The sequence below is a fragment of the Streptomyces sp. NPDC016562 genome (assembly GCF_043076955.1).
Lineage (GTDB): Bacteria > Actinomycetota > Actinomycetes > Streptomycetales > Streptomycetaceae > Streptomyces.
Genome location: NZ_JBIBRZ010000001.1, coordinates 1,441,092 through 1,467,071 on the forward strand (window position 1 = coordinate 1,441,092; position 25,980 = coordinate 1,467,071).

Genomic DNA, 25,980 nt, shown 5'->3' on the forward strand with positions numbered 1-25,980 from the left:
GCCGGTCCTGTCGGGACCTGCCGCGCACCCGTCCCCCGCTCACCACTCCCCTATCCCTGGCTGCTTCCCTGTCCGCCACCGCGGGCCGCCTGCCGGGCGTCCAGGGCGTGCAGCGCCTTGCGGGCCAGCGGGGAGGTGCGGACCAGGTCGGCCAGGGTCGTCGCGCCGCGCGTGATGCGGGCGAAGGCCCGCCACGCCGGACGGAGCCCGGTGATCGCCGCGTGCAACAGGCCCGGCTTGGCCTCGAAGAGGGTCAGCATCCGCCGGCCGACCCCCATCTCCACACCCAGTCCCGCCTTCACCGCGAAGGCGTAGTTCAGGGCCTGGCGGCGCGCGTCCACGGCGTCCTGAGCCTCGGAGATCTTCACCGCCCACTCCCCCGCGAGCCGCCCCGAGCGCAGCGCGAACGAGATGCCCTCCCGGGTCCACGGCTCCAGCAGCCCGGCCGCGTCGCCCGCCACCAGGACCCGGCCCCGCGAGAGCGGGGACTCGGGCTTGCGGCAGCGGGTCAGGTGCCCGGAGGAGACGGCCGGTTCGAAGCCGGCGAGACCGAGCCGGGCGATGAAGTCGTCCAGGTAGCGCTTGGTCGCGGCGCCTTCGCCCTTGGCCGAGATGACGCCGACGGTGAGGATGTCGCCCTTGGGGAAGACCCATCCGTAACTGCCGGGCAGCGGGCCCCAGTCGATCAGCACCCGCCCCTTCCAGTCCTCCGCGACCGTCTCGGGCACGGGGATCTCCGCTTCCAGACCGAGGTCCACCTGGTCCATCTCGACCCCGACGTGCGCGCCGATCCGGCTCGCGCTGCCGTCCGCGCCGACCACCGCGCGGGCCAGGACGGTCTCCCCGTCGGCGAGCACCACGGCGACCGTGCGCCGGTCGGGCACGGCCGCCCCGTGCTGCTCGACGCGGGCCACGGCCGTACCCGTACGGACGGTGGCGCCGGCCTTCTCGGCCGCGGCGACCAGCCCGGCGTCGAACTCGGCGCGGTTGACGAGCCCGAACAGCATCTGCTTCGAGCGCCGGGTGCGGGTCAGTCTCCCGTTCATGGAGAAGGTGACCGCATGGATGCGGTCCTTGAGGGGCAGCACGAAGCCGGGGGGCAGCGCGTCGCGCGAGGGGCCGATGATCCCGCCACCACAGGTCTTGTACCGGGGCAGTTCGGACTTCTCCAGCAGCAGGACGCGCCGTCCGGCCGTCGCCGCCGCGTACGCGGCCGAGGCCCCGGCCGGTCCCGCGCCGACCACGACCACGTCCCACACCTCGCCGGTCTCGCCGGTCTCGCCGGCCGCCCCGTCGCCCGCGTCCTGCGCGGCCCGCCCCTCACCCACGCCCTCGCCTGCGTCCGCGTCCGCGCCTGCTGCCTTGCCTGCGCCTGCGCCCGTGGCGTCTGCACCTGCCGGGCCTACGCCTGCCGCGCCTGCGTCGTCTGCACCTGCGTCGCGTACGTCGTCGTCGCTGCTCACGATGTGTTGCCGCTCCTGATCACCCGGTTGCTCCGATGCCGGGGAAATCCTACGGCGCCACGCCGCCCCGCCCTGCTGTGCGAGGATCGGGACAGCCTTTCGTCGTACCCGGCATACGCACACCCCCGCGGATGCGGGCGGCGTACGCACCGAACAACGTCGCACCCAAAAGGAGCGTGCCCATGTCCCAGAATCCGATCGCCGAGACCATCGCCTCGCTGATGCCCCGCGCCAAGCAGGAGCTGACCGAGCTGGTGGCCTTCCAGTCGGTGGCGGACTGGGCGCAGTTCCCCAAGAGCGAGAGCGAGGCGGCCGCGAACTGGGTGCTCGACGCCCTGCGCGCCGAGGGCTTCCAGGACCTGGCGCTGCTCGACACCCCCGACGGCACCCAGTCCGTGTACGGCTTCCTGCCCGGCCCCGAGGGCGCGCCGACCGTCCTGCTCTACGCGCACTACGACGTCCAGCCGCCGCTGGACGAGGCCGCCTGGATCTCCCCGCCCTTCGAGCTGACCGAGCGCGACGGCCGCTGGTACGGGCGCGGCGCGGCCGACTGCAAGGGCGGGTTCATCATGCACCTGCTGGCGCTGCGCGCGCTGAAGGCCAACGGCGGTGTGCCGGTGAGCGTGAAGATGATCCTCGAAGGGTCGGAGGAGCAGGGCACCGGCGGCCTCCAGCAGTACGCCGAGGCCCACCCGGAGCTGCTGAGCGCCGACACCATCGTCATCGGCGACGCGGGCAACTTCCGCCTCGGCCTGCCGACGGTGACGGCCACCCTGCGCGGCATGTGCCTGCTCAAGGTCAAGATCGACACACTGGGCGGCAACCTGCACTCCGGCATGTTCGGCGGCGCCGCCCCCGACGCGCTGGCCGCGCTGATCCGGGTGCTCGACTCGCTGCGCGCCGCGGACGGTTCGACGACCGTGGACGGGCTCGCATCGGACGCCGTGTGGGAGGGCCTGCAGTACCCGGAGGCCGACTTCCGCGCCGACGCGAAGGTCCTGGACGGGGTCGAGCTGATCGGTGACGGCACGATCGCGGACCGGCTGTGGGCCCGCCCGGCCGTGACGGTGCTCGGCATCGACTGCCCGCCGGTGGTCGGGGCGACGCCGTCGGTGCACGCGAGCGCGGGCGCGCTGATCAGCCTGCGGGTGCCGCCGGGCACGGACACGACCGAGGCCGTCAAGCTGCTCCAGGCCCACCTGGAGGCCCACACGCCGTGGCAGGCGCGCCTCGAACTCGAAGTGGTGGGCCAGGGCCAGCCGTTCCAGGCGGACACCGACAGCCCGGCGTACGCGTCGATGCGCGCCGCGCTGGAGACCGCGTACCCCGGCCAGGAGATGCAGATCAGCGGCATGGGCGGTTCGATCCCGCTGTGCAACACGCTGACGTCGCTGTACCCGGAGGCGGAGATGCTGCTGATCGGGCTGAGCGAGCCTGAGGCGCAGATCCACGCGGTGAACGAGAGCGTGTCGCCGCAGGAGCTGGAGCGCCTGTCGGTGGCCGAGGCGCTCTTCCTGGTCAACTACGCGGAGTCCAAGCGCGGCTGAGCCCTTGAAGCAAGTGCAGGTGCAAGTGCAGGTACGCCCGGGGCGCGCTCGTCAGTGCGCCCTGGGCGTACTTCGCTCCGGGTGAAGTCGCCTACCGCGGGCGGCCGGTGGCGCATACGTTCGAGGTATGGATCTTGTCGAAGTACTTCCGAACCGGCTGCACATGCTCCGCTTCCCGATCGGCCAGGCCTACCTCTGGCAGGACGGCGAGGCGCTCACCCTGATCGACGCGGGGAACGTCGAGTCCGCGGCCGAGATCGAGGGGGCCGTCCGCAGTCTCGGGCTGCTGCCCGAACGGCTGGAGCGGATCGTCCTCACCCACTGCCACCGCGACCACGTCGGCGCGGCCGGTGAGCTCCGCGCCCGCTGGGGCGCGCGGGTGCTGGCGCACCGTCTGGACGCGCCCGTGATCCGCGGCGAGCGGCCCGTTCCCGAACCGGCGCTGCTGGACTGGGAGATCCCGTTGTACGCGCACGGCATGACCGTCCCCGAGGCCCCGCCGACCCCGGTCGACGGCGAGTTGGAGGACGGGGACGCGCTGGGCTTCGGGGACGGGGCGTACGTGGTGCACGCCCCGGGCCACACGGACGGCAGCATCGCCGTCCATCTGCCGCGCCACGGCGTGCTGTTCACGGGCGACTGCGTCGCCGCGGTCGGCCCGCTGATGCTGGGCGTCTTCAACGTGGACCGCGGCCGGGCGATCGACACCTTCCACCGCCTGGCCGCGCTCGCCCCTTCGGTCGCCTGCTTCGGCCACGGCGATCCCCTGACGGAGGACACGGCGGCCGCGCTGGCCGAGGCCGCGGCCCAGACCCCGCCGGCTTAGGTCAGCCGACCGGGATCCCCGCCTCCAGATACAGGGGGCGGCCGCGTTCGCGGGCGCGCAGGGCCCGGCGCAGGCGTTCGTGGCGGTGCGGCGGGAGGAGGCCGGCGGCCTCGGCCTCCGTGACGAAGCGCCAGGCCCGCAGTTCCGGGCCCGGCAGCCGGAGCCGGGCGGTGGCCTCCGGTGTGAGGCGGCCGCCGTCGAAGAGCAGGCGCAGGCCCCCGTAGCCGGGGGGCTGCGGGGGCTCCCAGTCGACCACCAACAGGCCGGGGTCGTCGTCGAGTACGAGACCGAGCTCCTCGGCGACCTCGCGCACGCCCGCGCGCGCCGGCGCCTCGCCCGCTTCGACGACCCCGCCGGGGAACTCCCAGCCCGCCTTGTACGTCGGATCCACCAGGAGCACCCGGTCCTGCTCGTCGAAGAGCAGGACCCCGGCCGCCACCGTCTCGCCCGTGGGCTCCGGGGTCTGCACGATGTCGCAGACCGCGGCCGTCTCCGAGCGGACGGCTTCGGCGATCTCCTGCGCCGTCTCCCGGGGCGTCAGGACGCCGTTGTCGATGACGTGCGCGTCTCCGGTGAGCCAGCCGAGCGCCTGCTGGTAGACGGGGATGTGGTCGTACGCCCACTGCCGCACCCGCAGGTCCACGGCTGACGGCTCCCCCGGCTCCTCCCGCGTGGCGATCCGCTCGCGAAGGATCGTTTCCTCCGGGGCCAGCAGCACGTGCCGCACCGGTATCCGGCGGGCCGCAAGTCCGCCGAAGATCTCGTCCCGGTAGTCCTGGCGCAGGAGGGTCATCGGGACGACGAGCACGCCGCCGACCTCCGCGAGCATCGCCGCCGCGGTGTCCACCACCAGACGGCGCCAACTCGGCAGGTCCTGGTAGTCGCTGACCTCCGCCAGCCGTTTGGGCGGCAGCAGGACGCGCAGCGCGTCGCCGATGAACTCGGGGTCGAACAGGGTGCTGTGCGGCAGGATTCCGGTCAGTTCGCGGGCCGTGCTGGTCTTTCCGGCGCTGAATGTGCCGTTGATCCAGACAATCACGTCTACCCCTCTCCCCATGGCTCGTCCGGAGCCCCCAGTGGCTTGCCCGCACCACCCTGCCACGGAAACCTCACTCTCGGCCGAGTGCTTATCCTCAAGGTCACAGCCCCGACCGAGACCTCCGGAGGATTCACGGCCGTGCCCCACCACCACCGCCCGTCCGAGCCCCGCTACGGCAACCGGCCGACCATGAAGGACGTGGCGGCCCAGGCGGGCGTCGGCCTGAAGACGGTGTCGCGGGTGGTCAACGGCGAACCGGGCGTCACCCCCGAGACGGAGAAACGGGTCCAGGAGGCCATCGAGGCGCTGGGCTTTCGCCGCAACGACAGCGCCCGCGTCCTGCGCAAGGGCCGTACCGCCACCGTGGGCTTGATCCTGGAGGACCTCGCCGACCCCTTCTACGGTCCGCTGAGCCGGTCGGTGGAGGAGGTGGCCCGCGCGCACGGGGCGCTGCTCATCAACGGTTCCAGCGCCGAGGACCCGGACCGCGAGCGGGAGTTGGCGCTCGCGCTGTGCGCCCGCCGGGTGGACGGCCTGATCGTGATCCCCGCCGGGGACGACCACCGCTACCTGGAGCCGGAGATCCGGGCCGGCGTGGCGACGGTGTTCGTGGACCGTCCGGCCGGGCGGATCGACGCGGACGTGGTGCTGTCGGACAATTTCGGCGGCGCCCGGACCGGCGTCGCCCATCTCATCGCGGGCGGCCACCGCCGGATCGGTTTCATCGGCGACCACCCGCGCATCCACACGGCGACGGAGCGGCTGCGCGGCTTCCGGGCGGCGATGACGGACGCGGGCCTGGCGGTGGCCGATTCCTGGGTCTCGCTCGGTTCGACGAGCCCCGGGCGGGTCACGGCGGCGGCCCGGGACATGGTCACGGGCCCGGAGCCGGTGACCGCCCTGTTCGCGGCCAACAACCGCGTGACGGTCACGGTGGTACGGGTCCTGGCCGCCCTGGACCACCCGGTGGCCCTGGTCGGCTTCGACGACTTCGAACTGGCCGACCTGCTCCGCCCGGGCGTCACGGTGGTCGCCCAGGACCCCGCGGCCCTGGGCCGGGTGGCGACGGACCGCCTCTTCCAACGCCTGGCGGGGGCCGCCGCGCCCCCGGCCCGCATCGAACTCCCGACCCGCCTCGTCCCCCGCGGCTCGGGCGAACTCCCGCCCGTCAGCCGCTGAGGCGCGCGGCACGGGCCCGGCCGGGCCTCGGGGGCGCCGCGCGTCGGGGTCAGGCGGACGCCGTCAGCGTCGCCGAGCGCCGCGGGATGGCGAAGGCGTCCAGCTCGGCGCGGGTCAGGCCGGTCAGGGCGGTGACCTCCTCCGGCCCGACCGCGCCGCAGTCGAGGCCGCGTACCAGGTAGCCGGCCAGTGCCTTGGCGGTGGCGGGCTCGTCCATCACGTCGCCCTCGATCTTGGCGACGTAGGCCTTCAGGCGCGCGGCGGCGGTCTCCAGGCCCTCGCGGTAGAAGGTGAAGACGGCCGCGTAGCGGGTCGGCAGGTGCGCCGGGTGCATGTCCCAGCCCTGGTAGTAGGCGCGGGCCAGGGCGCGGCGGGTGAGGCCGTAGTGCAGCTTCCAGCCCTCGTGGACCTTGGCGGTGGTGCCGATGGGCAGCACGTTCGTCGAGCCGTCGGAGACGCGTACGCCGGTGCCGGCGGCGGCGACCTGCATGATCGCCTTCGCGTGGTCGGCGGCGGGGTGGTCGCTGGCCTGGTAGGCGGCGGAGACGCCGACGCAGGCGCTGTAGTCGAAGGTGCCGTAGTGCAGGCCGGTGGCGCGGCCCTTGGAGGCCTCGATCATGCGGGCGACGGTGGCGGTGCCGTCGGAGGCCAGGATGGACTGGCTGGTCTCGATCTGGATCTCGAAGCCGATCCGTCCCGGGCGCAGGCCGCGGGCCGTCTCGAAGGCCTCAAGCAGCTTGACGAACGCGCTGACCTGCTCGGCGTAGGTGACCTTGGGGAGGGTCAGGACCAGCCCGTCCGGCAGGCCGCCGTGCTCCAGGAGCCCGGAGAGGAAGATGTCCGTGGTGCGGATGCCGCGGTCGCGGACGTTGGACTCCATGCACTTCATGCGGATGCCCATGTACGGGGCGTTGGTGCCGTTGGAGAACGCCTCCGAGACGAGGCGGGCGGCGCGGGCCGCGGCCTGGTCCTCCTCTTCGTCGGAGCGGACGCCGAAGCCGTCCTCGAAGTCCACGCGGAGGTCCTCGATCGGCTCGGAGGCGAGCTTGGCGCGGACGCGGTCGTAGACGGGTACGGCCAGCTCGTCGGAGATGCCGAGGACCCGGGCGAAGGTGGCGGCGTCCGGGGCGTGCTCGTCGAGCGCGGCGAGGGCCTGGTCGCCCCAGGAGCGGATGGTGTCGGCCGCGAAGACGTCACCGGGCACGTAGACGGTGTGGATGGGCTGCCGGGTGCCGGGGTCGCCCGGGTAGTGGCGCGCGAGTTCCGCGTCCACCGGCGCGAGGGAGGCGCTGATGCCCTCGCTGACCGCGCCTGCGAGGCTCGTCGCCACCTTCTCCTGCTGACCCATCGTGCACTCTCCTCTTTTCCGCTTCACGGAAGCTTAGATCCGCATAGCAGAATTTAGTCACGGGGTTCCGCTCCGTCAATGGTCCCCCCGCCGTCCTGGACAAACGACTCGGGGCCGCGCGGTGACAATCACCACACGGCCCCGGAGAAGACCAAGCTGAGAAGAGAAGCGCAGGTCAGCCCTTGCGGACCTTGATCTCCTCGGTCAGCTGCGGGACGACCGCGAAGAGGTCGCCGACCACGCCGTAGTCGACGAGGTCGAAGATCGGGGCCTCGGCGTCCTTGTTGATGGCCACGATGGTCTTCGAGGTCTGCATGCCCGCGCGGTGCTGGATCGCACCCGAGATGCCGGAGGCGATGTACAGCTGCGGGGAGACCGACTTGCCGGTCTGGCCGACCTGGTTGGAGTGCGGGTACCAGCCGGCGTCGACGGCGGCGCGCGAGGCGCCGACGGCCGCACCGAGGGAGTCCGCGAGCTCCTCGATGATGTGGAAGTTCTCGGCGCCGTTGACACCACGGCCGCCGGAGACCACGATCGCGGCCTCGGTCAGCTCGGGACGGCCGGTCGACTCGCGCGGGGTGCGGCCGGTGACCTTGGTGCCGGTGGCGAGGGCGCCGAAGGTGACGGCGAGCGTCTCGACGGTGCCGGCGGCCGGAGCGGCCTCGACCGGGGCCGAGTTGGGCTTCACGGTGATGACCGGGGTGCCCTTGGAGACGCGGGACTTGGTGGTGAACGACGCGGCGAAGGCGGCCTGGGTCGCGACCGGACCCTCGTCACCGGCCTCCAGGTCGACGGCGTCGGTGATGAGGCCGGAGCCGATGCGGACCGCGAGGCGGGCCGCGATCTCCTTGCCCTCGGCGGAGGACGGGACGAGCACGGCGGCCGGGGAGACGGCGTCGTACGCGGCCTGGAGCGCGTCCACCTTCGGTACGACGAGGTACTCGGTGAACTCGGGGGCGTCGGCGGTGAGGACCTTGACCGCGCCGTGCTCGGCGAGCACCGCGGCGGTGGCGTCGGCACCGGCGCCCAGGGCGACGGCGACGGGCTCGCCGATGCGGCGGGCCAGCGTCAGCAGCTCGAGGGTGGGCTTGCGGACGGCGCCGTCCACGTGGTCGACGTAGACGAGAACTTCAGCCATGGGACTGCTCTCCTGCGATTGCGAAGTGTCTGGGGGCTAAGGAAGGGCGGCGGAAGCTCTTAGATGAACTTCTGGCCGGCCAGGAACTCGGCCAGCTGCTTGCCGCCCTCGCCCTCGTCCTTGACGATCGTGCCGGCGGTACGGGCCGGGCGCTGCGCCGCGGCGTCGACCACGGTCCAGGAGCCTTCCAGACCGACCTCGTCGGCCTCGATCTCCAGGTCCTCGAGGTCCCAGGACTCCACCGGCTTCTTCTTGGCGGCCATGATGCCCTTGAAGGAGGGGTAGCGGGCCTCGCCCGACTGGTCCGTCACCGAGACGAGCGCGGGGAGGGAGGCCTCCAGCTGCTCGCTCGCGCTGTCGCCGTCGCGGCGGCCCGTCACGGTGCCGTCCTCGACCTTGACCTCGGAGAGCAGGGTGACCTGCGGGACGCCCAGGCGCTCGGCCAGGATCGCCGGGAGGACGCCCATGGTGCCGTCGGTCGACGCCATACCGGTGATGACCAGGTCGTAGCCGGCCTTCTCGACCGCCTTGGCGAGCACCAGCGAGGTGGCCATGACGTCGGAGCCGTGCAGGTCGTCGTCCTCGACGTGGATGGCCTTGTCGGCGCCCATCGACAGCGCCTTGCGCAGCGCGTCCTTGGCGTCCTCGGGACCCACGGTCAGGACGGTGATCTCGGCGTCGTCGGCCTCGTCGGCGATCTGCAGCGCCTGCTCGACGGCGTACTCGTCGAGCTCCGACAGCAGGCCGTCGACGTCGTCACGGTTGACGGTCAGGTCATCGCTGAACTGCCGGTCGCCAGTGGCGTCGGGGACGTACTTCACACAGACAACGATCCTCAGGCTCACGCCGGCTCTCCTACCGCATCGTCTTTTCTGGTACCGCCTTATGCAGGCAGCATAGGCGCCTTGTCGGGCGGATCCCGGTCGGGGCGGCCCGCGCTCCGAAGGGAATGTTACTCGTCAGTACACAGCGGGTGCCGCCACATCGCAAGGCCGGTCAACTGTGATCTGCCCAACGCCGCCCGAGACGCCCGAGCAGGGACGATTCAGTCACGCAACGCGTTGAAGCGCCCCTGGTGGTACAGCAGGGGACGGCCCTCCCCCGCCGGGTCCCCCACGACCACCTCCGCGATGATCACACGGTGCTCGCCCGCGGGCACCCGCGCCACGACACGGCAGACCAGCCACGCCAGGACGCCGTCCAGCACCGGGACCCCGTGCGGCCCCTCGCTCCAGCCGGTGGCCGGGCCGAAGCGGTCGGCGCCGCTGCGCGCGAACAGGCCGGCCAGCTCGCGCTGGTGCTCGCCGAGTATGTGGACGCCGAGGTACTCGCCGTCGCGCACCGCCGGCCAGCTGGAGGCCCGGGTGGCGATCGTGAAGGACAGCAGCGGAGGGTCGGCGGAGACCGAGTTGAGGGAGGTGGCGGTGAAGCCCACCGGCCGCCCGTCGTCCTGGCCGGTGATCACGGCGACGCCGGCGGCGTGCTGCCGGAAGACGGAACGCAGGAGGTCGGGCGAGCCGGGGCGGCCGGCGCCGGAGCGGGGGAACGGGGCCGTCGCCACCGTGGGGACCGTCGGAGCAGTCATCAGGTTCTGCTTTCTACCGCGGGACGCGCGGGCACTGTCGAGGATCGGGGAGCGGGGACGTCAGCGATCCCGACAGCGCGCGCTCGCGTGGCGGGCGAGGTCCACGTGGACCCGTCCGTAGAGCAGGAGTTCATACCGCATGCCGCCAGCCTGGCGATCTCCCGTGGACGCAGTCAAGCGAGAACGGCCAGATGTCAGGCGCGTCACGCTGCGTGCGGGCGCGCGCACCGGCGCGTCCGGTCAGACGGCGGCCCCCAGGGCGGCGATCACGTCCACCTTCCGCGGCATCCCGGCCGCGCGCCGGACGATCAGGCCCGTCGCGTCCAGTACGAGCACGGTGGGGGTCTTCTCGATGCCGAGGGCCCGTACGAGGTCGAGCCGGTCCTCCGCGTCGATCTCGATGTGCGCGACTCCCTCGACCATGGCCGCGACCTCGGCGAGGATCCTGCGGGTGGCCCGGCAGGGCTGGCAGAACGCGCTGGAGAACTGCACCAGGCTGGCCCGCTCGCCCGGTTCGGCGCCCAGGTCCGCGGCGCTCAGCCGGACCCGCGGGCCGTCCCCGCGGCCTTCCGGCCCGACCGCCCGGCCGTCTTCGTCCCCGAGCATCCGTTCTCCCGTCGCCGCCTGCGTGTGCGTACGCCGTCCCCGTACGCTGGTACGTGGATCGGAGCACTCCGCGGCCCCCCGGCATTCCCGGCGTGACGAGAATCTCCCCGGGCAAAGGCTTACGGACTGGCCAGCGGGCCCCGTATGGGGCACGATCCCCATGGTCGCGTACCTACGCTTCCGTAACTTCCGGCCGGGAGCACCTCCCCAGGCAGAAAGCGGGGTCTCCCCAATGGCTGAGCTCGTCTACCCTCCCGTGATCGGTGCTGCGCACGGACTGTTCCGTGCGCTCGACATCCGTATCGACATGCAGGGCACCGACAACATCCCCCGCAAGGGCGGCGCGGTCCTGGTGTCGAACCACATCGGATACCTCGACTTCATCTTCGCCGGCCTGACCGCGCGGCCGCAGAAGCGCCTGGTGCGCTTCATGGCCAAGGACTCGGTGTTCCGGCACAAGGTGTCCGGTCCGCTGATGCGCGCGATGAAGCACATCCCCGTCGACCGCAAGCAGGGTGAGGCCGCCTACCAGCACGCCCTGGACTCGCTGCGGTCCGGCGAGATCATCGGGGTCTTCCCCGAGGCGACGATCTCCCAGTCGTTCACGCTCAAGAGCTTCAAGTCGGGTGCGGCGCGCATGGCGCAGGAGGCCGGGGTCCCGCTGATCCCGGTGGCGCTGTGGGGCACGCAGCGGCTGTGGACCAAGGGGCGCCCGAAGGACCTCAAGCGCAGCCACATCCCCGTGACCATGCGCGTGGGCGAGCCCATGGAGGCCCCGGCCGACCAGTTCGCCGGCGCCATCACGCGGCGGCTGCGCGAGCGCGTGCAGGAGCTGCTGGACGCGGCCCAGCGCGCCTATCCGGCCAAGCCCAGCGGCCCCGAGGACTCCTGGTGGCTGCCGGCCCACCTGGGCGGCACCGCGCCGACGGCCGCCCAGGTCCGCGAAGCGGGCTGACCGCCGGGCTCGACGTCCTTGCCCTCGACACGGGAGGACGCCCGCGCCGCAGGGCTCAGTGCGGATTCTCGGCGTGGGTGAGGGTCTCCCAGGCCTCGAAGTGGTTCTCCGTGCCCGCCGGGCGCCTGCCCTCGGTGAGCCTGCGGGTGTTCTCCATGGTGACGCCGAGCCGGGTGTGCAGGGCGTTGTAGCCGACCTCGGTCGCCGGGCCGAGGCCCTTGGTCAGGCTTCCGCCGCACAGCCAGGAGGGCACGGGCGCGCCGAGCTCGTAGGTGGCGTGGAAGCCGAGCGCGTGCCGTAGCCGGTCCTTGAACTGCGGGTAGAGGTCCCGGCCTTGGATCCGCGAGGTCTCGGCGACGTGCAGGGCCGCGGCGATCCCCATGCCGGTGTGGCCGAAGTCCCGGCAGGTCTCCTGCGCGAGGCCGTCCACGAAGGTGCTCTGGCCGTGCCAGTAGTCGATCAGCTCGCCGCGGGTGTCGATGGACGAGCGCGGCGGGTACGCGGGCTGCGGGCCGTCGGAGGCCAGGTAGAAGTAGGCGGGGACGCGGCCGAGGTAGATGCCCATCGCCTTGTCGTATCCGGCCCGGTCGTCGAGGTGGACCGTGATCCCGACGGCGGCGTCCATCATGATCAGTTCCCAGTTGCCGTTGCTGTTCGGCCTGCCGTTGATCACTTCGGGCAGGTAGACGTCGCGCAGCATGGTCGCGAAGCGGCCCTGGTTCGGCCAGCCGCCGGTGTACGTGTGCTTGATGATCTCGGCGGCGCGCGGCCAGGTGGAGCCCGCCCAGCCGCTCTGCAGCGGCGCGTTGCTGTTGGTGTGGTCCTTGATCTTCGCGGACCAGGCGTCCATCAGCTCGATCGACTTCTTCGCGTGGCGGCTGTCGCGGGTGATGTACCAGGCGAGCGCCTGGCTGTACGCCGCGATGGCGTCCTCACGCTCGTCCGAGCAGCCGATGTTCGGGTTGGAGTAGGAGCCGCACTCGACGACCTCGCGCGGCTTCGGGGTGCGCGCCAGCGAGCCGTATTTGCTCGCCAGCATCTGCTCGTACGCCGCCTTCCACGGCTGCCGGCCGGCCTGCACCTGCGTGCGGACGAAGTCCAGCTGGGCTCGGCTGTTGAGCACTCCGGGATGGGCGAACGCGGCGGGGGCAGCGGCTGGCGTGGTGGGCGAAGCGGGCGTGGCGCTGGTGGGGGCGGGGACCAGGGTCACCGCCCCCAGGCCGAGGGCGAGGGCGCCGAGGCCTGCGGGTAATCCGAAACGCATGGGGGGCCTTCCGGTGGGAGAGTTCCGGCGGGAGGGGTTCCGGTAGGCCGAAGATACTCATGCCCATGCCAAGCTGACAACGAGGTCTGACAAGAAAGTTTCCTATCAGGCCTGGAGCTTGCGGCGCCGGTGGACCGCGACGCGGACCCGCGTCGCGCAGGTGGTGGTGCAGTAGCGGCGCACACTGCCCGGCCCGGTGGCCAGGAAGAACCGCCCGCAGCCCTCGGCCGCGCAGGCCCCCCAGGCGATCCGGCCGTACTCGGTGAGCAGGTGCGCCAGCGCGAGGGCGCCCGAGGCCAGGAACCAGTCTCCCCAGCCGGCCCCCTCACCCCGGTCCACGTGCAGGTGCCAGGGGTGGCCGTCGTGCCGGGTGAGCCGGGGCCGGGTGCCGCACTCCTCGAACAGCGCGTTCAGCGCCTGCGCGGCACGGTCCTCGTCGCGCTCGGCGAGCACCGCCCCCATCCGGCGGGCGGCGGCCCGCAGTTCGGCCGCGCTCGCCTCGGGGAACGCCCGCTCGGTGAGGTCGGCGGGGCGTTCCCCGTGCGCGGCGAGCAGCTCCGCCAGCTGGGCGCGCGGCAGTTCGGGGGTCGCGCGGACCGCCTCGGCGAGGTCGACCAGCCGTCGCGCCGCCGAGAAACCTCCTCGGGACTGCGCCATGCCCGGATCCTTTCCCCCTACACCATCATGGCGTAACGTCTTTTCCACCTATGACGTTACATCACGCGGGGGGCGGAATGGGCGGGTTCGGGCGGTATCTGGCGGCGGCGCTGGCGGCCAGGTTCGCGAACGAGGGCATGGGCATGGCCGTGGTGCTCCTCGCCCTGGAGCGCACCGGGAGCGCGGCGCACGGGGCGTTCGTCCTGACGGCCTGGCTGGTTCCGAACGTGCTGGCGGCTCCGCTCGCGGGCGTCGCAGCGGGCCGCACCCGCAGGCCCCGGCTGTTCCACGTCGGCGCGCTCGCCACCTTCACGGCCGCCGTGGCGGCGCTGTCGGTGCTGCTGGGCCGCGCGCCGGGGGCGTTGGTGTTCGCCGTGGCGGTGCTCGGCGGGACGTGTGGGCCGATGGTGACGGGCGGGCTGTCCAGCCTGGTCACCGGGCTGGTCCCGGCCGGCCCCGGGCGGGACCGCGCGTACGGCTGGGACGCCTCCACCTACAACGCCGCGGCGGTCACCGCCCCGGCGGTGGTCAGCCTGATCGCGGCGACCGTCTCGGCCGGGCCCGCGATGGGGGCCCTGGCGGTGTCCGGGGCGCTGGCGGCGGCGCTGGCCGCGACGCTGGCGTACGAGGACCGGGGCGCGGCGGGGCCCCGGAGCGGGCCCCGGGCCGGGGTGGGTGCGGGACTGGCGGCGCTGTGGCGGGTCCGGGAACTGCGGGCGATCACCTCGGCCACGACCCTGGCGTTCGTCGGCATCGGCTCCCTCACCACCACCTCGGTCCTGCTGGCCGCCGGGCTCGACAGCCCGGGCGCCGGCGGGGTGTTGATGACGGCCTTCGCCGTGGGCGCCCTGGCGGGCTCGCTCACCCTGGGCCGCATGACGTCGGTGGAGCCCGGCCGACTGGTGCGGTGGGCGCTGACCGGGACGGGGGTGGCGCTGACGGCGGCCGCGTTCACGCCGTCCCTCGCCCTCACGGCGGCGCTGTTCGCGGTGGCCGGGGTGTGCGACGGGCCGCTGCTCACGGCCACCCTGCGGATCCGCGCCGAGTTCGCCCCGGCGGGGGTGCGGACCCAGGTGTTCACCCTGGGGGCGGGCTTGAAGATGACGGCCGCGTCGGCCGGCGCGGCCCTGGTGGGGCTCGCGGCCGCCGCGCCCGCGGGGCTGCTGCTGACCGGGATCGCCGGGCTTCAGTTCGCCGCGGCCCTGCTGCACGTCCTGGCGTCGGGGCGGGCACCCGCGCCGGCGGAAGCGGTCACAGGGCCGTCGGCAGGTTTCGCCACAACTCCGCCCGGTCGGCGGAGCCCTGGAGCGCCGTGAGGATGACCGGGTGGGGGGCGGCGTACAGCTCGGGGTAGTCGACCTCGCCGCACTCCGGGCGTACGGGGAAGGCCAGTCGCTCCTCGTCCAGGCTGAACTGCGCGTCCACGCCGGGCTTGTTGCCGCGCGGGTCCAGGCGGACCCACCGCTGCGCGCCGGGCAGCCGCAGGGCGATCAGCCCGTGGACCATGGGGTGGGCGCCGTCGTCGTCCGCCAGGCGCTGGTAGCACAGGCCCGCCGGGATGCCCTGGGCGCGCAGGAGGGCGACCAGCGCGTGGGACTTGGCGTAGCAGATGCCGTTGCGGGTGGCGAGGACGTCGGAGGCCCGCCAGGAGACCCGGAGGTCACCGGAGTCCGCCGAGTGCGGGATGGTGTCGCGGACGAATTCGAAGGCCACCTTGGCGTATGAATATGCGTCCGGTGCGGTGAGCCAGAGCGCGTCGGCGGTTTCCTGCACCAGCGGATGCCAGTGGTCGATCGCCTGGTCGGAGGCCAAATAGGCGTGGATGTCAGGGTTCTGAGGGATCAGCTGCATGCCCGGGAGCATAGCTACGCCCTCCACCGTAGATCAATAGATTTACGGTGGAGGGCATCTTTATGCATCGCGCGGAATTAGCGGGCGAGCTCTTCCTTCAGGGCCTGGAGGAAGCCGTCCACGTCCTCTTCCTGGGTGTCGAAACCGCACATCCACCGGACGTCGCCGGCGGCCTCGTCCCAGAAGTAGAAGCGGAAACGCTTCTGCAGCCGCCGCGACACCTCGTGCGGCAGACGCGCGAACACCGCGTTCGCCTGGACCGGGTAGAGGATCTCCACGCCGTCGGCCTCGCGCACACCGGCGGCCAGCCGCTGCGCCATCGCGTTGGCGTGCCGGGCGTTGCGCAGCCACAGGTCCTTGGCGAGCAGCGCCTCCAGCTGCACCGACACGAAGCGCATCTTGGACGCGAGCTGCATCGACATCTTGCGGATGTGCTTCATCTGCCGGACCGCGTCCGGGTTGAGCACCACCACGGCCTCGCCGAACATCATGCCGTTCTTCGTACCGCCGTACGACAGCACGTCCACGCCCACCGCGTTCGTGAAGGCGCGCATCGGCACGTCGAGCGAGGCGGCGGCGTTGGCTATCCGGGCCCCGTCGAGGTGGACCTTCATGCCCAGCCCGTGGGCGTGCTCGCAGATCGCGCGGATCTCGTCCGGCGTGTAGACGGTTCCCAGCTCGGTGTTCTGGGTGATCGACACGACCTGCGGCATCGCCCGGTGCTCGTCCTCGAAGCCCCAGGCCTCCTGGTCGATCAGCTCGGGGGTGAGCTTGCCGTCCGGGGTGGGGACCGCGAGCAGCTTGAGGCCCGCCATCCGCTCGGGGGCGCCGCCCTCGTCCACGTTGATGTGGGCGCTCTTGGCGCAGATCACCGCGCCCCAGCGGTCCGTCATCGCCTGGAGGGCGGTGACGTTGGCGCCGGTGCCGTTGAAGACCGGGAAGGCTTCCGCGTACGGCCCGAAGTGGCTGCGGATGACCTTCTGGAGGTGTTCCGTGTAGTCGTCCTCGCCGTAGGCGACCTGGTGGCCGCCGTTGGCGAGCGCGACGGCGGCCAGGACCTCGGGATGCACGCCCGCGTAGTTGTCGCTCGCGAAACCGCGCACCGCCGGGTCGTGGTGGCGCCGGGCATCGGTCTTCACGGCATCGGTTCTCACGGTTGCGGAGTGAGCCACAGACGCTGTCCGTTCACATCGGTGGCGGGCTGCTCCCACACGCCGGCGATGGCCTCGGCCAGCTCCGTCACGTCGGTGAAGCCCGCGAACTTCGCATTGGGACGCTCCGCGCGCATCGCGTCGTGCACCAGTGCCTTGATGACCAGGATCGCAGCCGCCGCGCCGGGGCCTTCGTCGCCCCCCGCCTTGCGGAAGGAGTCCGCCATGGCGAGGGTCCAGGCCTCGGCGGCCGCCTTGCCCGCGTTGTACGCGGCGTTGTTGGCGACCGGCTTGTGCGCGCCGGACTGGCTGACCAGCACGTACCGGCCGCGTTCGCTGCGCAGCAGGCCGTCGTGGAAGGCGAGCGAGGTGTGCTGGACCGTGCGGATGAGGAGCTTCTCCAGGAAGTCCCAGTCCGCGAGGTCGACGTCGGTGAAGGTCTTGCTGCCGCGCCAGCCGCCGACGAGGTGCACCAGGCCGTCGATCCGGCCGTACTCCTTCTCGGTGGAGTCGGCCCAGGCGCGGGTGGCGGCCAGGTCGAGCAGGTCCACCGTGTCACCGGTGATCGTGGCGCCGCCGTGGGCGTAGCGTGCCGCGTCCACGGCCTCCGCGAGCCGCGCCGGGTCGGCGTCGGACGCGACGACCACCGCACCCGCCTCGGCGAGGCGGAGCAGGGTGGCGCGGCCGGCGGGCCCGCCGGCCCCGGCCACCGCCACCACCGCTCCGTTCAGCTTTCCGTTGCCGTTCCCGGAGCCGTTCATCTGTGCAGCCTCCTGTGGGCGAGTGCTCACGCGGCGACCCGCTCGGCCTGCTCTGCGTTCAGAGCGGTGATGCCCTTGGTCGAGGCGATCGTGCCCTTGAGCTTCTTGGCGAGGGCCTCAAAGAACATGCTGAGCGGAAACTCGTCCGGAAGCACGTGGTCGACGAGCTTGCGGGGCGGCTGCGTCATGTCGAGCGCGTCGGGGCCCTTGGCCCACTTGGACCCGGGGTGCGGGGCGAGGTAGGTCGAGACCAGCTCGTAGGCCTTGAACCAGTGCACCAGCTTCGGGCGGTCGATGCCGGCCCGGTACAGGTCCTCGATCTCCGCGCACAGCTGGTTGGTGACCTGCGGGGCGCGCATCCAGTCGATCTTCAGCTTGTTGTCCGTCCAGCGCACGACGTCGTGCTGGTGGAGGTAGGCGAAGAGCAGCTGGCCGCCGAGGCCGTCGTAGTTGCGGTTGCGGTCACCGGAGACCGGGAAGCGGAACATCCGGTCGAACAGGACGGCGTACTGCACGTCACGGCCGTGCTCGTTGCCCTCGGACTCCAGCTTCACGGCCTCCTTGAAGGCGGTGAGGTCGCAGCGCAGCTCCTCCAGGCCGTACATCCAGAACGGCTGGCGCTGCTTGATCATGAAGGGGTCGAAGGGCAGGTCGCCGTGGCTGTGGGTGCGGTCGTGGACCATGTCCCACAGGACGAAGGCCTTCTCGCAGCGCTCCTGGTCGGTGACCATGGCGGCGATGTCGGCCGGCAGGTCGACGCCGAGGATGTCGACGGCGGCCTGGGTGACCTTGCGGAAGCGCGCGGCCTCGCGGTCGCAGAAGATGCCGCCCCAGGTGAAGCGCTCGGGGGCCTCGCGCACGGCGATGGTCTCCGGGAAGAGCACGGCGGAGTGGGTGTCGTAGCCCGCGGTGAAGTCCTCGAAGGTGATGCCGAGGAAGAGCGGGTTGTCGTACCGGGTGCGCTCCAGCTCGGCGAGCCACTCGGGCCACACCATCTTGAGCGCGACGGCCTCCAGGTTGCGGTCCGGGTTGCCGTTCTGCGTGTACATCGGGAAGACGACGAGGTGCTGGAGCCCGTCGGCGCGCTCGGCGGCCGGCTGGAAGGCCAGCAGGGAGTCCAGGAAGTCCGGGACCCCGAAGCCGCCCGCGGCCCACTTACGCAGGTCGCTGACCAGCGCCTCGTGGTAGGCGGTGGCGTGCGGGAGCAGCGGCGAGAGCGTCTCGACGGCGCGGATCACGCGCCCGACGGCCGCTTCGGCGGTGTGCTGGGCGGGGGCGCCCTCGGCGTCGAAGTCGATGGAGCCGTCCTTGGCCTGCCAGGGGCGGATCTCCTCCACGGCGGCCTTGAGCTCGGGCCACGCAGGGTGGTCCACCACCCGCGCCCCGGCGGTTATCGCGGCCCCGCCGATGCCCGGCACAAGAGTTTCCGTCATGTCACTTCCTCCACAGGAGAACCTCACGTCAAGGCAGCGTAAACGTGTGAGGCTCTTCCAGCCAAGTAGTAATGCGGGAAATTATCCTGCGTCACCCCCCGATTCACCGGAAGTCTTCCCGTTCGTCAGGGGGGAATCGGTGGCTCCGCCCAGTCGCGCCAAGGCTTCCCGGCCCTGAGCCCGTGCGGCGGGCGGCCCGGGGAAGCCGGGCAACGTCCCGGGACGGGGGTCGAGAACCGCCAAGATCCCGGCTGCCCGCCAGGTCCGGGGGGGGCGGGACCGCTCTGCGTCAATCCGCGGGGGACGCGCCCACGCGTGAGTGACGCGGGCAGCCGCGCACCCCGTCGCCGGGGGGCGCACAACCCCGGCGGGAAGCGGCCGGGGGCGCCCTTCCGGGCCGGTGCACGGGCGGTCCCTTCGCACCCTCGGCGCACTAGCATGCGTCCTCATCGCGCGGCCGGTCGGGACACCGCGACCGCGCGGGAAGCCGCCGTCGACGGAAGCGAGAGAACCTTGACTTTCCTCACCATCGGTCACCGCGGGGTCATGGGTGTCGAACCGGAGAACACCCTGCGGTCGTATCGCCAAGCGGAACGTTGCGGCATGGACGTCATCGCCCTCGACCTCCGCCTGAGCAAGGACGGCGCCCTCGTCGCCCTGCACGACCCCGAGGTGGACCGGACCACCGACGGCTCGGGGGCCGTCGCCGATCTGACGCTGGCCGAGCTGCGCGAGCTGGACGCCGGTCAGGGCGAGCACGTGCCGGTCTTCGAGGAGGTCCTGGAGACGGTGCGGGCGCCCCTGCACGTGTCCGTACGGGACCTGGCCGCCGCCCGGGTCCTCGCGGAGCTGATCCTGCGCCGCGACCTCACCGCGCGGGTGGAGGTGGCCTCCTCCCGGGACGAGGTGCTCACCGAGACGGCCCGGCTGGTCCCGGGCGTGCGGACCACCCTGTACGCGCTCTCGCCCGACGACGACCCCGAGGGCGTCGTCGGCCGTGCGCTGGCCGCGGGCGCCGGGACGATCGCCCTGGACATCCGCCGGGTCACGCTGGAGACCGTGGAGGCGGCGCACGCGGCCGGGCTGCGCGTGACCGGCTGGACGGTCAACACGCTGGAGCAGCTGCGGCTCGCCCGGGCGCTGGGCCTGGACGGCGCGGCCACGGACTTCCCGGAGATCCGCAGCACGGGCCGCTTCACCGCCTAGAGGAGGACGGCCCTCAGAGCGGCTTGACCAGCAGCTCGAAGGCCAGGTCGTCGCGGAGCGGGACGCCGAAGCGTTCGTCTCCGTAGGGGAAGGGGCTCAGTTCGCCGGTGCGCCGGTAGCCGCGGCGCACGTAGTAGGCGATGAGCTCCTCCCGTACGTGCACCACCGTCATGCGCATCTCCCGGGCGCCCCACGTCGCGCGGGCGCGGCGCTCGGCCTCGGCCAGGATCTCCTTGCCGAGGCCGGCGCCCTGCAGGCCGGGGCGGACGGCGAACATGCCGAAGTAGGCGTGGTCGCCCCGGTGTTCGAGCTGGCAGCAGGCGACGAGCTCACCCGCGCGCTCGACGACGAGCAGGACGGCGTCCGGGCTCTCGATGACCGCGCGGACCCCGTCCGGGTCCGTGCGCTGCCCGTCCAGGAGGTCCGCCTCGGTGGTCCAGCCGGCCCGGCTGGCGTCGCCGCGGTAGGCGGACTCGACGAGCCTGACCAGCTCCGGTACGTCCGCCTCCACGGCACTGCGGAAGCTCAGGGCGGCGGGCTGGGCGGTCGGCATCGGGCGCTCCGTTCGGTGCGGTGGCATATGACATGCCTGGTGAGGCAGGGAGAGCCTATCCCGGGCCGGCGTGAGGGCCCCCTGAGTGGGCATCTCTCCCCGTGACGCCGACGAACCGGGGGGTCTTGCCGTGCACGGTTCCACCCTGTCCCTCTCCTCGTGGCTGTTGGTGCTCCTGAGCGCGGTGAGCGGCGGGTACTGCCTGTGGCGGGTGCGCGGGCCGGCCGGCGGCGGGGAGGCCGTGATGGGCTTCGGCATGGCGCTGATGGCGGTACCCCTCGGACGCGCCGACGAGTGGCGGGCGGCCGTGCTGGGGGCCGTCTTCTGCGGTGCGGCCCTGCACGCCCTGTGGCTGCTGCGGGGCGGCGGGCACCACGCGCACCACCTGGTGGGCTCGCTGACGATGGTGTACATGGCCCTGATGGCGGGGTCCGGACACGGCGAGGGCGCCGGCCACGGGGGCGGGCACGCGCAGGGCGCCGGACTGCCGCTGCTGACCGGGGCGCTCCTGCTCTACTACGCCGGGTACGTGGTGCTCGGCGGAGCCCGGCTGGTCACCGCGGGCGGCCCGGCCGCGCAGCCGGGCGCGGACCGCCGCGGCGGCCCCCCTGAGGTGATCCGCGCCTGCCGACTGACCATGGCCATAGGGATGTTGGCGATGCTGCTCGCGATGTGACCGCTGCCGGGGACGTGTCCTGCGTCACCAAAGACCCGAGGTCATACCCGCAGGTAGCCCCGCGCTCATAGGCTGGCGGACATGATGGTCCCCGCCGCACTCCTGTTGCTCGGCGCCCTGACCGCGGTGCTCGCCCCCCGGCTGCTGGCCCGGGCCCGATGGCCCGAGCGCGAACCGGTCGTCGCCCTGTGGGCGTGGCAGTGCGTGGTGGGTGCGGTGCTCCTGTGCTTCGGGCTGTCGATGCTGCTCAGCGCGGCGGCGGCCTGGCAGGCGGTGCGCGGCCGGCTCTTCGCCTCCGCCCCGCACGGGGTCGTCGACGCCTACGGCCTGGGCGCCTCGGGCGGCGCGTGGGCGGCCGCCACCGCGCTCGCGTTGGCGGGCGGCGCCCTGTGGACCGGCGCGATGCTGGCCGCCGAGGTGCTGCGGGCACGGGCCCGGCGGCGCGCGCAGGGCACCGAGCTGCTGGTGCGGGCCCCGCTGCTGCCCGGGGAGGACCCCGCGGGCGTGCGGCTCGTCGTCCTGGAGGGGCCGCGTCCGGATGCCTGGTGGCTGCCGGGGGCCGCCCCTCAGCTCGTGGTGACCACGGCGGCGCTGGGCCGGCTGAAGGGGAGCCAGCTGGACGCCGTACTGGCGCACGAACAGGGACACGCGGCGGCCCGGCACGACTGGCTGCTGAACTGTTCGCGGGCCCTGGCCCGCGGGTTCCCGCAGGTGCCGGTCTTCGCGGCCTTCGAGGCGGAGATGCACCGGCTGGTGGAGATGGCCGCCGACGACGTCGCCTCGCGGCGGTACGGGCGGCTGACGATCGCGCTGGCGCTGGTCGGACTCAACGAGGACCGCGGGGCGTTCGGGCCCTCCGCGACCCCGCAGGCGCACGTCCAGGAGCGGGTGCGCAGGCTCCTGGCGGCCGCGCCCCGGCTGTCGGCGGGCCGCAGGGTCCGGCTGACCGCCCTCGCCACCCTGGTCCCGGCGATTCCGCTGCTGGTGGCCTTCGTACCCGGGCTGAGCGCCTTGGCGTAGGGCGCGCCGGGCCAGCGACCGGGGCGCGCCCGGCGCCGCCGGCCGGCCCGCCGGTGCGAGGATCCCTCCATGCGGAACGATCACTTGCGGTGGGCGGGCATCGGCTGTGCGGTGCTCGGGACGGTTCTGACGGCGCTGGTGGTGGGGTGGCGCCCGCTCCTCGCCTACGACGAACAGATCGCGCGGGACCTGCACGCCCACGCCGTCGCCCACCGCGGGGTCACCCACGCCATGCGGGTGCTCACGGACTGGGTGTGGGACCCGTGGACCATGCGGGCCCTGGCCGCCCTCGCCTGCGTGCTGTTGTGGCGGCGCGGCGACCGGGAGCGGGCCCTGCGGGTGGCGGTGGCCACGGTCGTCGCCACAGCGGTGCAGCAGGGATTGAAGGCGCTGGTGGGACGCGAGCGTCCGGTGTGGTCGGACCCGGTGGACTCGGCGCACTACGCCGCCTACCCGTCCGGGCACGCCATGACGGCGACGGTGGTGTGCGGGCTGCTCCTGTGGCTGCTCCCCCGCCCGGCGCCAGCGTGGGCGCCGGTGGCCTGGGCGGTGGCGGCGGTTTCGGTCCTCGGCGTCGGCTTCACCCGGATCTACCTCGGGGTGCACTGGCTGTCGGACGTGGTCGCGGGCTGGCTGCTTGGCGTGACCGTGGTGGCTCTCGCGACGTCCGGACCGGTCCGCCGACGGGGATCCTGCCCGGCGGGGCGGTAGGGGCGGGGGGCCTGCCCTGGGCGATCCCCCGTTTCACCCAGAGCAGGCGACCCCGTGCGCTGAGTATATTGGCTCCGAGCCAGTCAACGCAGGAGTAAGCATGTCCCCGCGCAGCGCATCGGTCAATGAAGAATTGCGCAGACGTTCCCGGGAGCGGCTGCTCCAGGCCACGGTCGAGCTCGTCGCCGAGCGCGGCTACGAGGCCACCACCCTCGGCGACATCGCCGACCGGGCGGGCGCCGCACGCGGTCTGGTCTCGTACTACTTCCCGGGCAAACGGCAGTTGCTCCAGTCGGCGGTGCACCGGCTGATGCACCTCGCCCTGCACGCCGCGCTGGAGCGCGAGCCCCGCAGCGACGACGGCCGCGAGCGGCTGGCGCGCGCGATCGACGCGGTCCTCGGGCTGGCCCGGGACCAGTCGCTGCTGATGAGGACGCACATGGCGGGCATCCTGACGGCCGAGGGCTTCGTGCAGTGTCCCGAGCAGCAGCGGCTGGCGGAGCTGCTGCGGGACACGGTCGTGCGGTACGGCTCGGCGGACCCGGACACGGACTACCCGCTCCTGCGGGCGCTGCTGATGGGCGCGGTCGTGGCGATCCTGCTGCCGGGCGCGCCGATGCCGGCGGCGCGGCTGCGGGCCGAACTGTTCCAGCGGTACGGGCTGGACTGGGAGCTGGGCGTTCCGCCGGACGGGGGACCGCCCGGCGGAACGTTTCCTTCACACCCTTAGTCCTCTGGTGCGCCGGTCCGCAGGGCGTCAGTGGTACTCGGGCTGGCTCTGCACGTTGAGCCGCTCCAGCCACACCCGCTTGGCGCTGTCGGTGCGCCAGTCGTCGAGCCTCAGCACGTCGAGGCCCTTGGCGATGTCGTTCGAGTAGATGTGCCCGTTGTAGTAGTACGCCGACCAGGAGCCGCCGAGGCCCAGCTTGTCCGTCGTCAGCGGTCCGCGCTCGAAGTACGCGATCTCCTTGGGCTGGGCGGAGTCGGTGAAGTCCCACACGGAGACGCCGCCCTGGTACCAGGCCTGCACCATGAGGTCGCGGCCGCCGCCGACCGGGATCAGCGAGCCGTTGTGGGCCACGCAGTTCTCGGTGTCGGCCTGGTGGCGCGGGATCTTGAAGTAGCTGCGGAAGACGAGTTTGCGCTGGTCCCCGCTGCCGGTGATGTCGTAGACCCCGTCGGCGCCCCGGTTGGGGCCGGTGGCCTCGTTGCAGGTGGCGCCGCCACCGCCGCCCAGCTCGTCGGTGAACACCACCTTGTCCGCGCGCTCGTTGAAGGTGGCCGAGTGCCAGAACGCGAAGTTCACGTTGTCCTGCACCCGGTCGATGACCCGCGGCTGCTCGGGCTTGCTGATGTCGAAGAGGATGCCGTCGCCCATGCAGGCGCCGGCGGCCAGGTTCTTGGAGGGCAGCACGGTGATGTCGTGGCAGCCGGTGGTCTTGGAGACGCCCGGGTTGGTGGGCGCGCCCGGGTTGCCGCCGTCGGGGAAGAGGATCGGGAAGGCGACGACCGCGGCCTGCGTCGGGGCCTTCTTCGGGACCTTGACCACCGAGATGCCGTCGTGCGGCGGCTTGCAGTCGGGGAAGGCCTCGTTCGGGGAGTAGGAGGCGACGTAGAGGTAGATGTCCCGGCCGCCCGGCACCAGCGTGTGGGTGTGGGAACCGCAGGCGGTCTCGACGGACTTGATGTACTTGGGGTTCTTCTTGTCCTTGATGTCGAAGATCTTGATGCCCTCCCACGAGGACTTCTCCGTGGCGGGCTGCGAGACGCTGTTGCAGGAGTCGTCGCTGCGCGAGGAGTCGGTGGAGAGGAAGAGCAGGTCACCGTGGACGGAGATGTCGTTCTGACCGCCCGGGCAGAGCACCTGGGTGACGGTCTTGGGCGCCTTGGGGTTGGCGATGTCGTAGATCGTGAAGCCGTTGTAGTTGCCCGCGTAGGCGTACCTGCCCTGGAAGGCCAGGTCGGAGTTGATCACCGTGGGGTCGGCGCTGGGGATGTTGGCCAGCGGCTTGATGTTGGCGCTGTGCACGATCTCGTCCTGGCCGGGGATGTCGCCCGGGGCGAGCTCCCTGCCCCCGACGAGGCCGGCGCTGCTCTGCTGGTTGCCTGCGCCGGGCGATAACTCGCCCGGGTCGGGGGTGGCGGCCGCCGGTCCGGCAGCCAGGAGCGTGGTGAGGAGCCCGGCCGCCGCGACGACCACTCCCACCCTCCCGTTTCGCACTCTCCTGGTGTGTAGCGAGGTCACTGTGCCCTCCCGTAAAAGCCCGATCGGTTCCGTCCGTGAGGGAACGGAACCAGGACCCCGGCAGTATCTTCCCTTTCATGGACATGGCAAAAGCCCCCCGGAGCCGCGAGGCGTTACGACCGCGGCTCGGCCGATTCACAGGAGCGGCCGCGGCCGCAGGCCTCCTGATGGCCCTCGCGGGCTGCCAGGCGGACGACGAGGGAGCCCGGGCCGACGACGGCCGGGCCGTGGTCGTCGCCCCCGGCAAGCCGGGCGAGAAGGCGCGCACCCTCACCCCGGAACAGGCCCTGAAGGCGAAACCCGACGACACTCCGAACGCCGCCGACCACGCCTACGTACGGAACATGATCGAGCATCACCGCCAGGCCCTGACGATGAGCGCGCTGGCGCCCGAGCGGGCCGCGGCGGACGGCGTCAAACGGCTGGCGGAACGGATCACGGCCGCCCAGCAGCCCGAGATCGGGGCGATGGAGAAGTGGGCGGCCCTGCATCCGGCGCCGTCGGCGGGCTCCGGCGGGCACGACCACGATCACGGCGCGATGCCGGGCATGGCGAGCGAGCAGCAGCTCAAGGAGCTGGCCGAGGCCAGGGGCGCCGACTTCGACCGGCTCTTCCTGAAGCTGATGACCGCCCACCACGAGGGGGCCCTGAAGATGGCGGGCGAGGCGCTGGCCGGCGGCAACAACGTGGCGGTCGAGGAGATGGCCACCGAGGTGGTGGCCACGCAGAGCGCCGAGATCCACCGGATGCGCGCGATGGGCTGACG

At 72.5% G+C, this 25,980-nt stretch carries 26 protein-coding genes; 11 read left to right on the forward strand and 15 right to left on the reverse strand.

Annotation, left to right across the window (positions count from 1 at the left end):
* Positions 1-50: 50 nt before the first annotated feature.
* Positions 51-1,259, reverse strand: coding sequence for a geranylgeranyl reductase family protein (locus ACF059_RS06665; protein WP_392053114.1), 1,209 nt, complete (start codon positions 1,257-1,259; stop codon positions 51-53).
* Between the two features lie 386 nt (positions 1,260-1,645).
* On the opposite strand from ACF059_RS06665, the gene ACF059_RS06670 reads away from it, so the two are divergent.
* Both ACF059_RS06670 and ACF059_RS06675 read left to right on the forward strand, forming a co-directional pair.
* Positions 1,646-3,010, forward strand: coding sequence for a dipeptidase (locus ACF059_RS06670; protein ID WP_366868674.1), 1,365 nt, complete (start codon positions 1,646-1,648; stop codon positions 3,008-3,010).
* 127 nt (positions 3,011-3,137) lie between these two features.
* On the forward strand, positions 3,138-3,836 hold the full coding sequence (locus tag ACF059_RS06675) for an MBL fold metallo-hydrolase (RefSeq protein WP_392052284.1): 699 nt from the start codon (positions 3,138-3,140) through the stop codon (positions 3,834-3,836).
* Between the two features lies 1 nt (position 3,837).
* Here ACF059_RS06675 and ACF059_RS06680 read toward each other — a convergent pair whose 3' ends face one another.
* A complete protein-coding gene (locus ACF059_RS06680; protein WP_392052287.1) occupies positions 3,838-4,875 on the reverse strand; it encodes an NUDIX domain-containing protein in 1,038 nt (345 codons plus the stop codon).
* A 189-nt stretch (positions 4,876-5,064) separates the two neighbouring features.
* Here ACF059_RS06680 and ACF059_RS06685 point away from each other — a divergent pair, with 189 nt between their 5' ends.
* Positions 5,065-6,054: a LacI family DNA-binding transcriptional regulator gene (locus ACF059_RS06685; RefSeq protein ID WP_392053117.1), complete on the forward strand. Its 990-nt coding sequence runs from the start codon at positions 5,065-5,067 to the stop codon at positions 6,052-6,054.
* A 49-nt stretch (positions 6,055-6,103) separates the two neighbouring features.
* Here ACF059_RS06685 and ACF059_RS06690 read toward each other — a convergent pair whose 3' ends face one another.
* The 5 genes from ACF059_RS06690 to ACF059_RS06710 form a co-directional block, all read right to left on the reverse strand.
* A complete protein-coding gene (locus tag ACF059_RS06690) occupies positions 6,104-7,402 on the reverse strand; it encodes a DUF6986 family protein (RefSeq protein ID WP_392052290.1) in 1,299 nt (432 codons plus the stop codon).
* Between the two features lie 175 nt (positions 7,403-7,577).
* A complete protein-coding gene (locus ACF059_RS06695; RefSeq protein ID WP_392052292.1) occupies positions 7,578-8,540 on the reverse strand; it encodes an electron transfer flavoprotein subunit alpha/FixB family protein in 963 nt (320 codons plus the stop codon).
* 59 nt (positions 8,541-8,599) lie between these two features.
* Complete coding sequence (locus tag ACF059_RS06700) at positions 8,600-9,385, reverse strand: electron transfer flavoprotein subunit beta/FixA family protein (RefSeq protein WP_392052295.1); 786 nt, start codon at positions 9,383-9,385, stop codon at positions 8,600-8,602.
* A gap of 200 nt (positions 9,386-9,585) precedes the next feature.
* Entirely contained in the window at positions 9,586-10,125 is a 540-nt protein-coding gene (locus tag ACF059_RS06705; RefSeq protein WP_392052299.1) for a flavin reductase family protein, read from the reverse strand.
* Between the two features lie 240 nt (positions 10,126-10,365).
* On the reverse strand, positions 10,366-10,731 hold the full coding sequence (locus tag ACF059_RS06710) for a TlpA family protein disulfide reductase (RefSeq protein ID WP_392052302.1): 366 nt from the start codon (positions 10,729-10,731) through the stop codon (positions 10,366-10,368).
* Positions 10,732-10,963: 232 nt separating this feature from the next.
* Between ACF059_RS06710 and ACF059_RS06715 the strand changes: the two genes are divergently transcribed.
* The gene (locus tag ACF059_RS06715) at positions 10,964-11,686 is read left to right on the forward strand and encodes a lysophospholipid acyltransferase family protein (RefSeq protein ID WP_361953031.1); all 723 of its coding nucleotides are present in this window, start codon (positions 10,964-10,966) and stop codon (positions 11,684-11,686) included.
* A 55-nt stretch (positions 11,687-11,741) separates the two neighbouring features.
* Here ACF059_RS06715 and ACF059_RS06720 read toward each other — a convergent pair whose 3' ends face one another.
* Positions 11,742-12,950: an alginate lyase family protein gene (locus ACF059_RS06720; RefSeq protein WP_392052305.1), complete on the reverse strand. Its 1,209-nt coding sequence runs from the start codon at positions 12,948-12,950 to the stop codon at positions 11,742-11,744.
* A 105-nt stretch (positions 12,951-13,055) separates the two neighbouring features.
* Entirely contained in the window at positions 13,056-13,607 is a 552-nt protein-coding gene (locus ACF059_RS06725; RefSeq protein ID WP_392052308.1) for a CGNR zinc finger domain-containing protein, read from the reverse strand.
* A 50-nt stretch (positions 13,608-13,657) separates the two neighbouring features.
* Between ACF059_RS06725 and ACF059_RS06730 the strand changes: the two genes are divergently transcribed.
* A complete protein-coding gene (locus ACF059_RS06730; RefSeq protein WP_392052311.1) occupies positions 13,658-14,923 on the forward strand; it encodes an MFS transporter in 1,266 nt (421 codons plus the stop codon).
* Here ACF059_RS06730 and ACF059_RS06735 read toward each other — a convergent pair.
* The 4 genes from ACF059_RS06735 to ACF059_RS06750 all read right to left on the reverse strand — a co-directional run bounded on the left by ACF059_RS06735 (position 14,859) and on the right by ACF059_RS06750 (position 18,803).
* Positions 14,859-15,458, reverse strand: a complete 600-nt coding sequence (locus ACF059_RS06735) for a transglutaminase family protein (RefSeq protein ID WP_392052314.1) — start codon at positions 15,456-15,458, stop codon at positions 14,859-14,861. The genes ACF059_RS06730 and ACF059_RS06735 overlap by 65 nt on opposite strands.
* Before the next feature lie 77 nt (positions 15,459-15,535).
* A complete protein-coding gene (locus ACF059_RS06740) occupies positions 15,536-16,597 on the reverse strand; it encodes a low specificity L-threonine aldolase (protein WP_360899414.1) in 1,062 nt (353 codons plus the stop codon).
* Between the two features lie 11 nt (positions 16,598-16,608).
* Positions 16,609-17,370, reverse strand: a complete 762-nt coding sequence (locus ACF059_RS06745; protein WP_392052318.1) for an SDR family NAD(P)-dependent oxidoreductase — start codon at positions 17,368-17,370, stop codon at positions 16,609-16,611.
* A gap of 26 nt (positions 17,371-17,396) precedes the next feature.
* Positions 17,397-18,803: a DUF6421 family protein gene (locus tag ACF059_RS06750; protein ID WP_392052321.1), complete on the reverse strand. Its 1,407-nt coding sequence runs from the start codon at positions 18,801-18,803 to the stop codon at positions 17,397-17,399.
* A 513-nt stretch (positions 18,804-19,316) separates the two neighbouring features.
* On the opposite strand from ACF059_RS06750, the gene ACF059_RS06755 reads away from it, so the two are divergent.
* On the forward strand, positions 19,317-20,009 hold the full coding sequence (locus ACF059_RS06755) for a glycerophosphodiester phosphodiesterase (protein WP_392052324.1): 693 nt from the start codon (positions 19,317-19,319) through the stop codon (positions 20,007-20,009).
* Positions 20,010-20,022: 13 nt separating this feature from the next.
* On the opposite strand, the gene ACF059_RS06760 is transcribed toward ACF059_RS06755, so the two are convergent.
* Positions 20,023-20,562: a GNAT family N-acetyltransferase gene (locus tag ACF059_RS06760; RefSeq protein WP_392052326.1), complete on the reverse strand. Its 540-nt coding sequence runs from the start codon at positions 20,560-20,562 to the stop codon at positions 20,023-20,025.
* A 130-nt stretch (positions 20,563-20,692) separates the two neighbouring features.
* Between ACF059_RS06760 and ACF059_RS06765 the strand changes: the two genes are divergently transcribed.
* From ACF059_RS06765 to ACF059_RS06780, 4 genes are all read left to right on the forward strand, one after another.
* On the forward strand, positions 20,693-21,238 hold the full coding sequence (locus ACF059_RS06765; RefSeq protein ID WP_392052329.1) for a DUF5134 domain-containing protein: 546 nt from the start codon (positions 20,693-20,695) through the stop codon (positions 21,236-21,238).
* A gap of 81 nt (positions 21,239-21,319) precedes the next feature.
* Positions 21,320-22,258 (forward strand): M56 family metallopeptidase, encoded by a 939-nt coding sequence (locus ACF059_RS06770; RefSeq protein ID WP_392052332.1) that lies wholly within the window; start codon positions 21,320-21,322, stop codon positions 22,256-22,258.
* A 69-nt stretch (positions 22,259-22,327) separates the two neighbouring features.
* A complete protein-coding gene (locus ACF059_RS06775) occupies positions 22,328-22,969 on the forward strand; it encodes a phosphatase PAP2 family protein (protein ID WP_392052334.1) in 642 nt (213 codons plus the stop codon).
* Positions 22,970-23,069: 100 nt separating this feature from the next.
* Positions 23,070-23,699 (forward strand): TetR/AcrR family transcriptional regulator, encoded by a 630-nt coding sequence (locus tag ACF059_RS06780; RefSeq protein WP_392052337.1) that lies wholly within the window; start codon positions 23,070-23,072, stop codon positions 23,697-23,699.
* 27 nt (positions 23,700-23,726) lie between these two features.
* On the opposite strand, the gene ACF059_RS06785 is transcribed toward ACF059_RS06780, so the two are convergent.
* A complete protein-coding gene (locus ACF059_RS06785; protein ID WP_392052340.1) occupies positions 23,727-25,214 on the reverse strand; it encodes an LVIVD repeat-containing protein in 1,488 nt (495 codons plus the stop codon).
* A gap of 77 nt (positions 25,215-25,291) precedes the next feature.
* On the opposite strand from ACF059_RS06785, the gene ACF059_RS06790 reads away from it, so the two are divergent.
* Positions 25,292-25,978 (forward strand): DUF305 domain-containing protein, encoded by a 687-nt coding sequence (locus ACF059_RS06790; RefSeq protein ID WP_392052342.1) that lies wholly within the window; start codon positions 25,292-25,294, stop codon positions 25,976-25,978.
* Positions 25,979-25,980: the final 2 nt, after the last annotated feature.

Coding starts and splice junctions, on each gene's coding strand:
- ACF059_RS06775 (WP_392052334.1), top strand. CDS start 22,328: ATGCGGAACGATCACTTGCGGTGGGCGGGCATCGGCTGTGCGGTGCTC.
- ACF059_RS06685 (WP_392053117.1), top strand. CDS start 5,065: ATGAAGGACGTGGCGGCCCAGGCGGGCGTCGGCCTGAAGACGGTGTCG.
- ACF059_RS06715 (WP_361953031.1), top strand. CDS start 10,964: ATGGCTGAGCTCGTCTACCCTCCCGTGATCGGTGCTGCGCACGGACTG.
- ACF059_RS06735 (WP_392052314.1), bottom strand. CDS start 15,458: ATGCAGCTGATCCCTCAGAACCCTGACATCCACGCCTATTTGGCCTCC.
- ACF059_RS06695 (WP_392052292.1), bottom strand. CDS start 8,540: ATGGCTGAAGTTCTCGTCTACGTCGACCACGTGGACGGCGCCGTCCGC.
- ACF059_RS06780 (WP_392052337.1), top strand. CDS start 23,070: ATGTCCCCGCGCAGCGCATCGGTCAATGAAGAATTGCGCAGACGTTCC.
- ACF059_RS06750 (WP_392052321.1), bottom strand. CDS start 18,803: ATGACGGAAACTCTTGTGCCGGGCATCGGCGGGGCCGCGATAACCGCC.
- ACF059_RS06790 (WP_392052342.1), top strand. CDS start 25,292: ATGGACATGGCAAAAGCCCCCCGGAGCCGCGAGGCGTTACGACCGCGG.
- ACF059_RS06675 (WP_392052284.1), top strand. CDS start 3,138: ATGGATCTTGTCGAAGTACTTCCGAACCGGCTGCACATGCTCCGCTTC.
- ACF059_RS06725 (WP_392052308.1), bottom strand. CDS start 13,607: ATGGCGCAGTCCCGAGGAGGTTTCTCGGCGGCGCGACGGCTGGTCGAC.
- ACF059_RS06670 (WP_366868674.1), top strand. CDS start 1,646: ATGTCCCAGAATCCGATCGCCGAGACCATCGCCTCGCTGATGCCCCGC.
- ACF059_RS06720 (WP_392052305.1), bottom strand. CDS start 12,950: ATGCGTTTCGGATTACCCGCAGGCCTCGGCGCCCTCGCCCTCGGCCTG.
- ACF059_RS06730 (WP_392052311.1), top strand. CDS start 13,658: ATGACGTTACATCACGCGGGGGGCGGAATGGGCGGGTTCGGGCGGTAT.
- ACF059_RS06745 (WP_392052318.1), bottom strand. CDS start 17,370: ATGAACGGCTCCGGGAACGGCAACGGAAAGCTGAACGGAGCGGTGGTG.
- ACF059_RS06760 (WP_392052326.1), bottom strand. CDS start 20,562: ATGCCGACCGCCCAGCCCGCCGCCCTGAGCTTCCGCAGTGCCGTGGAG.
- ACF059_RS06690 (WP_392052290.1), bottom strand. CDS start 7,402: ATGGGTCAGCAGGAGAAGGTGGCGACGAGCCTCGCAGGCGCGGTCAGC.
- ACF059_RS06710 (WP_392052302.1), bottom strand. CDS start 10,731: ATGCTCGGGGACGAAGACGGCCGGGCGGTCGGGCCGGAAGGCCGCGGG.
- ACF059_RS06705 (WP_392052299.1), bottom strand. CDS start 10,125: ATGACTGCTCCGACGGTCCCCACGGTGGCGACGGCCCCGTTCCCCCGC.
- ACF059_RS06770 (WP_392052332.1), top strand. CDS start 21,320: ATGATGGTCCCCGCCGCACTCCTGTTGCTCGGCGCCCTGACCGCGGTG.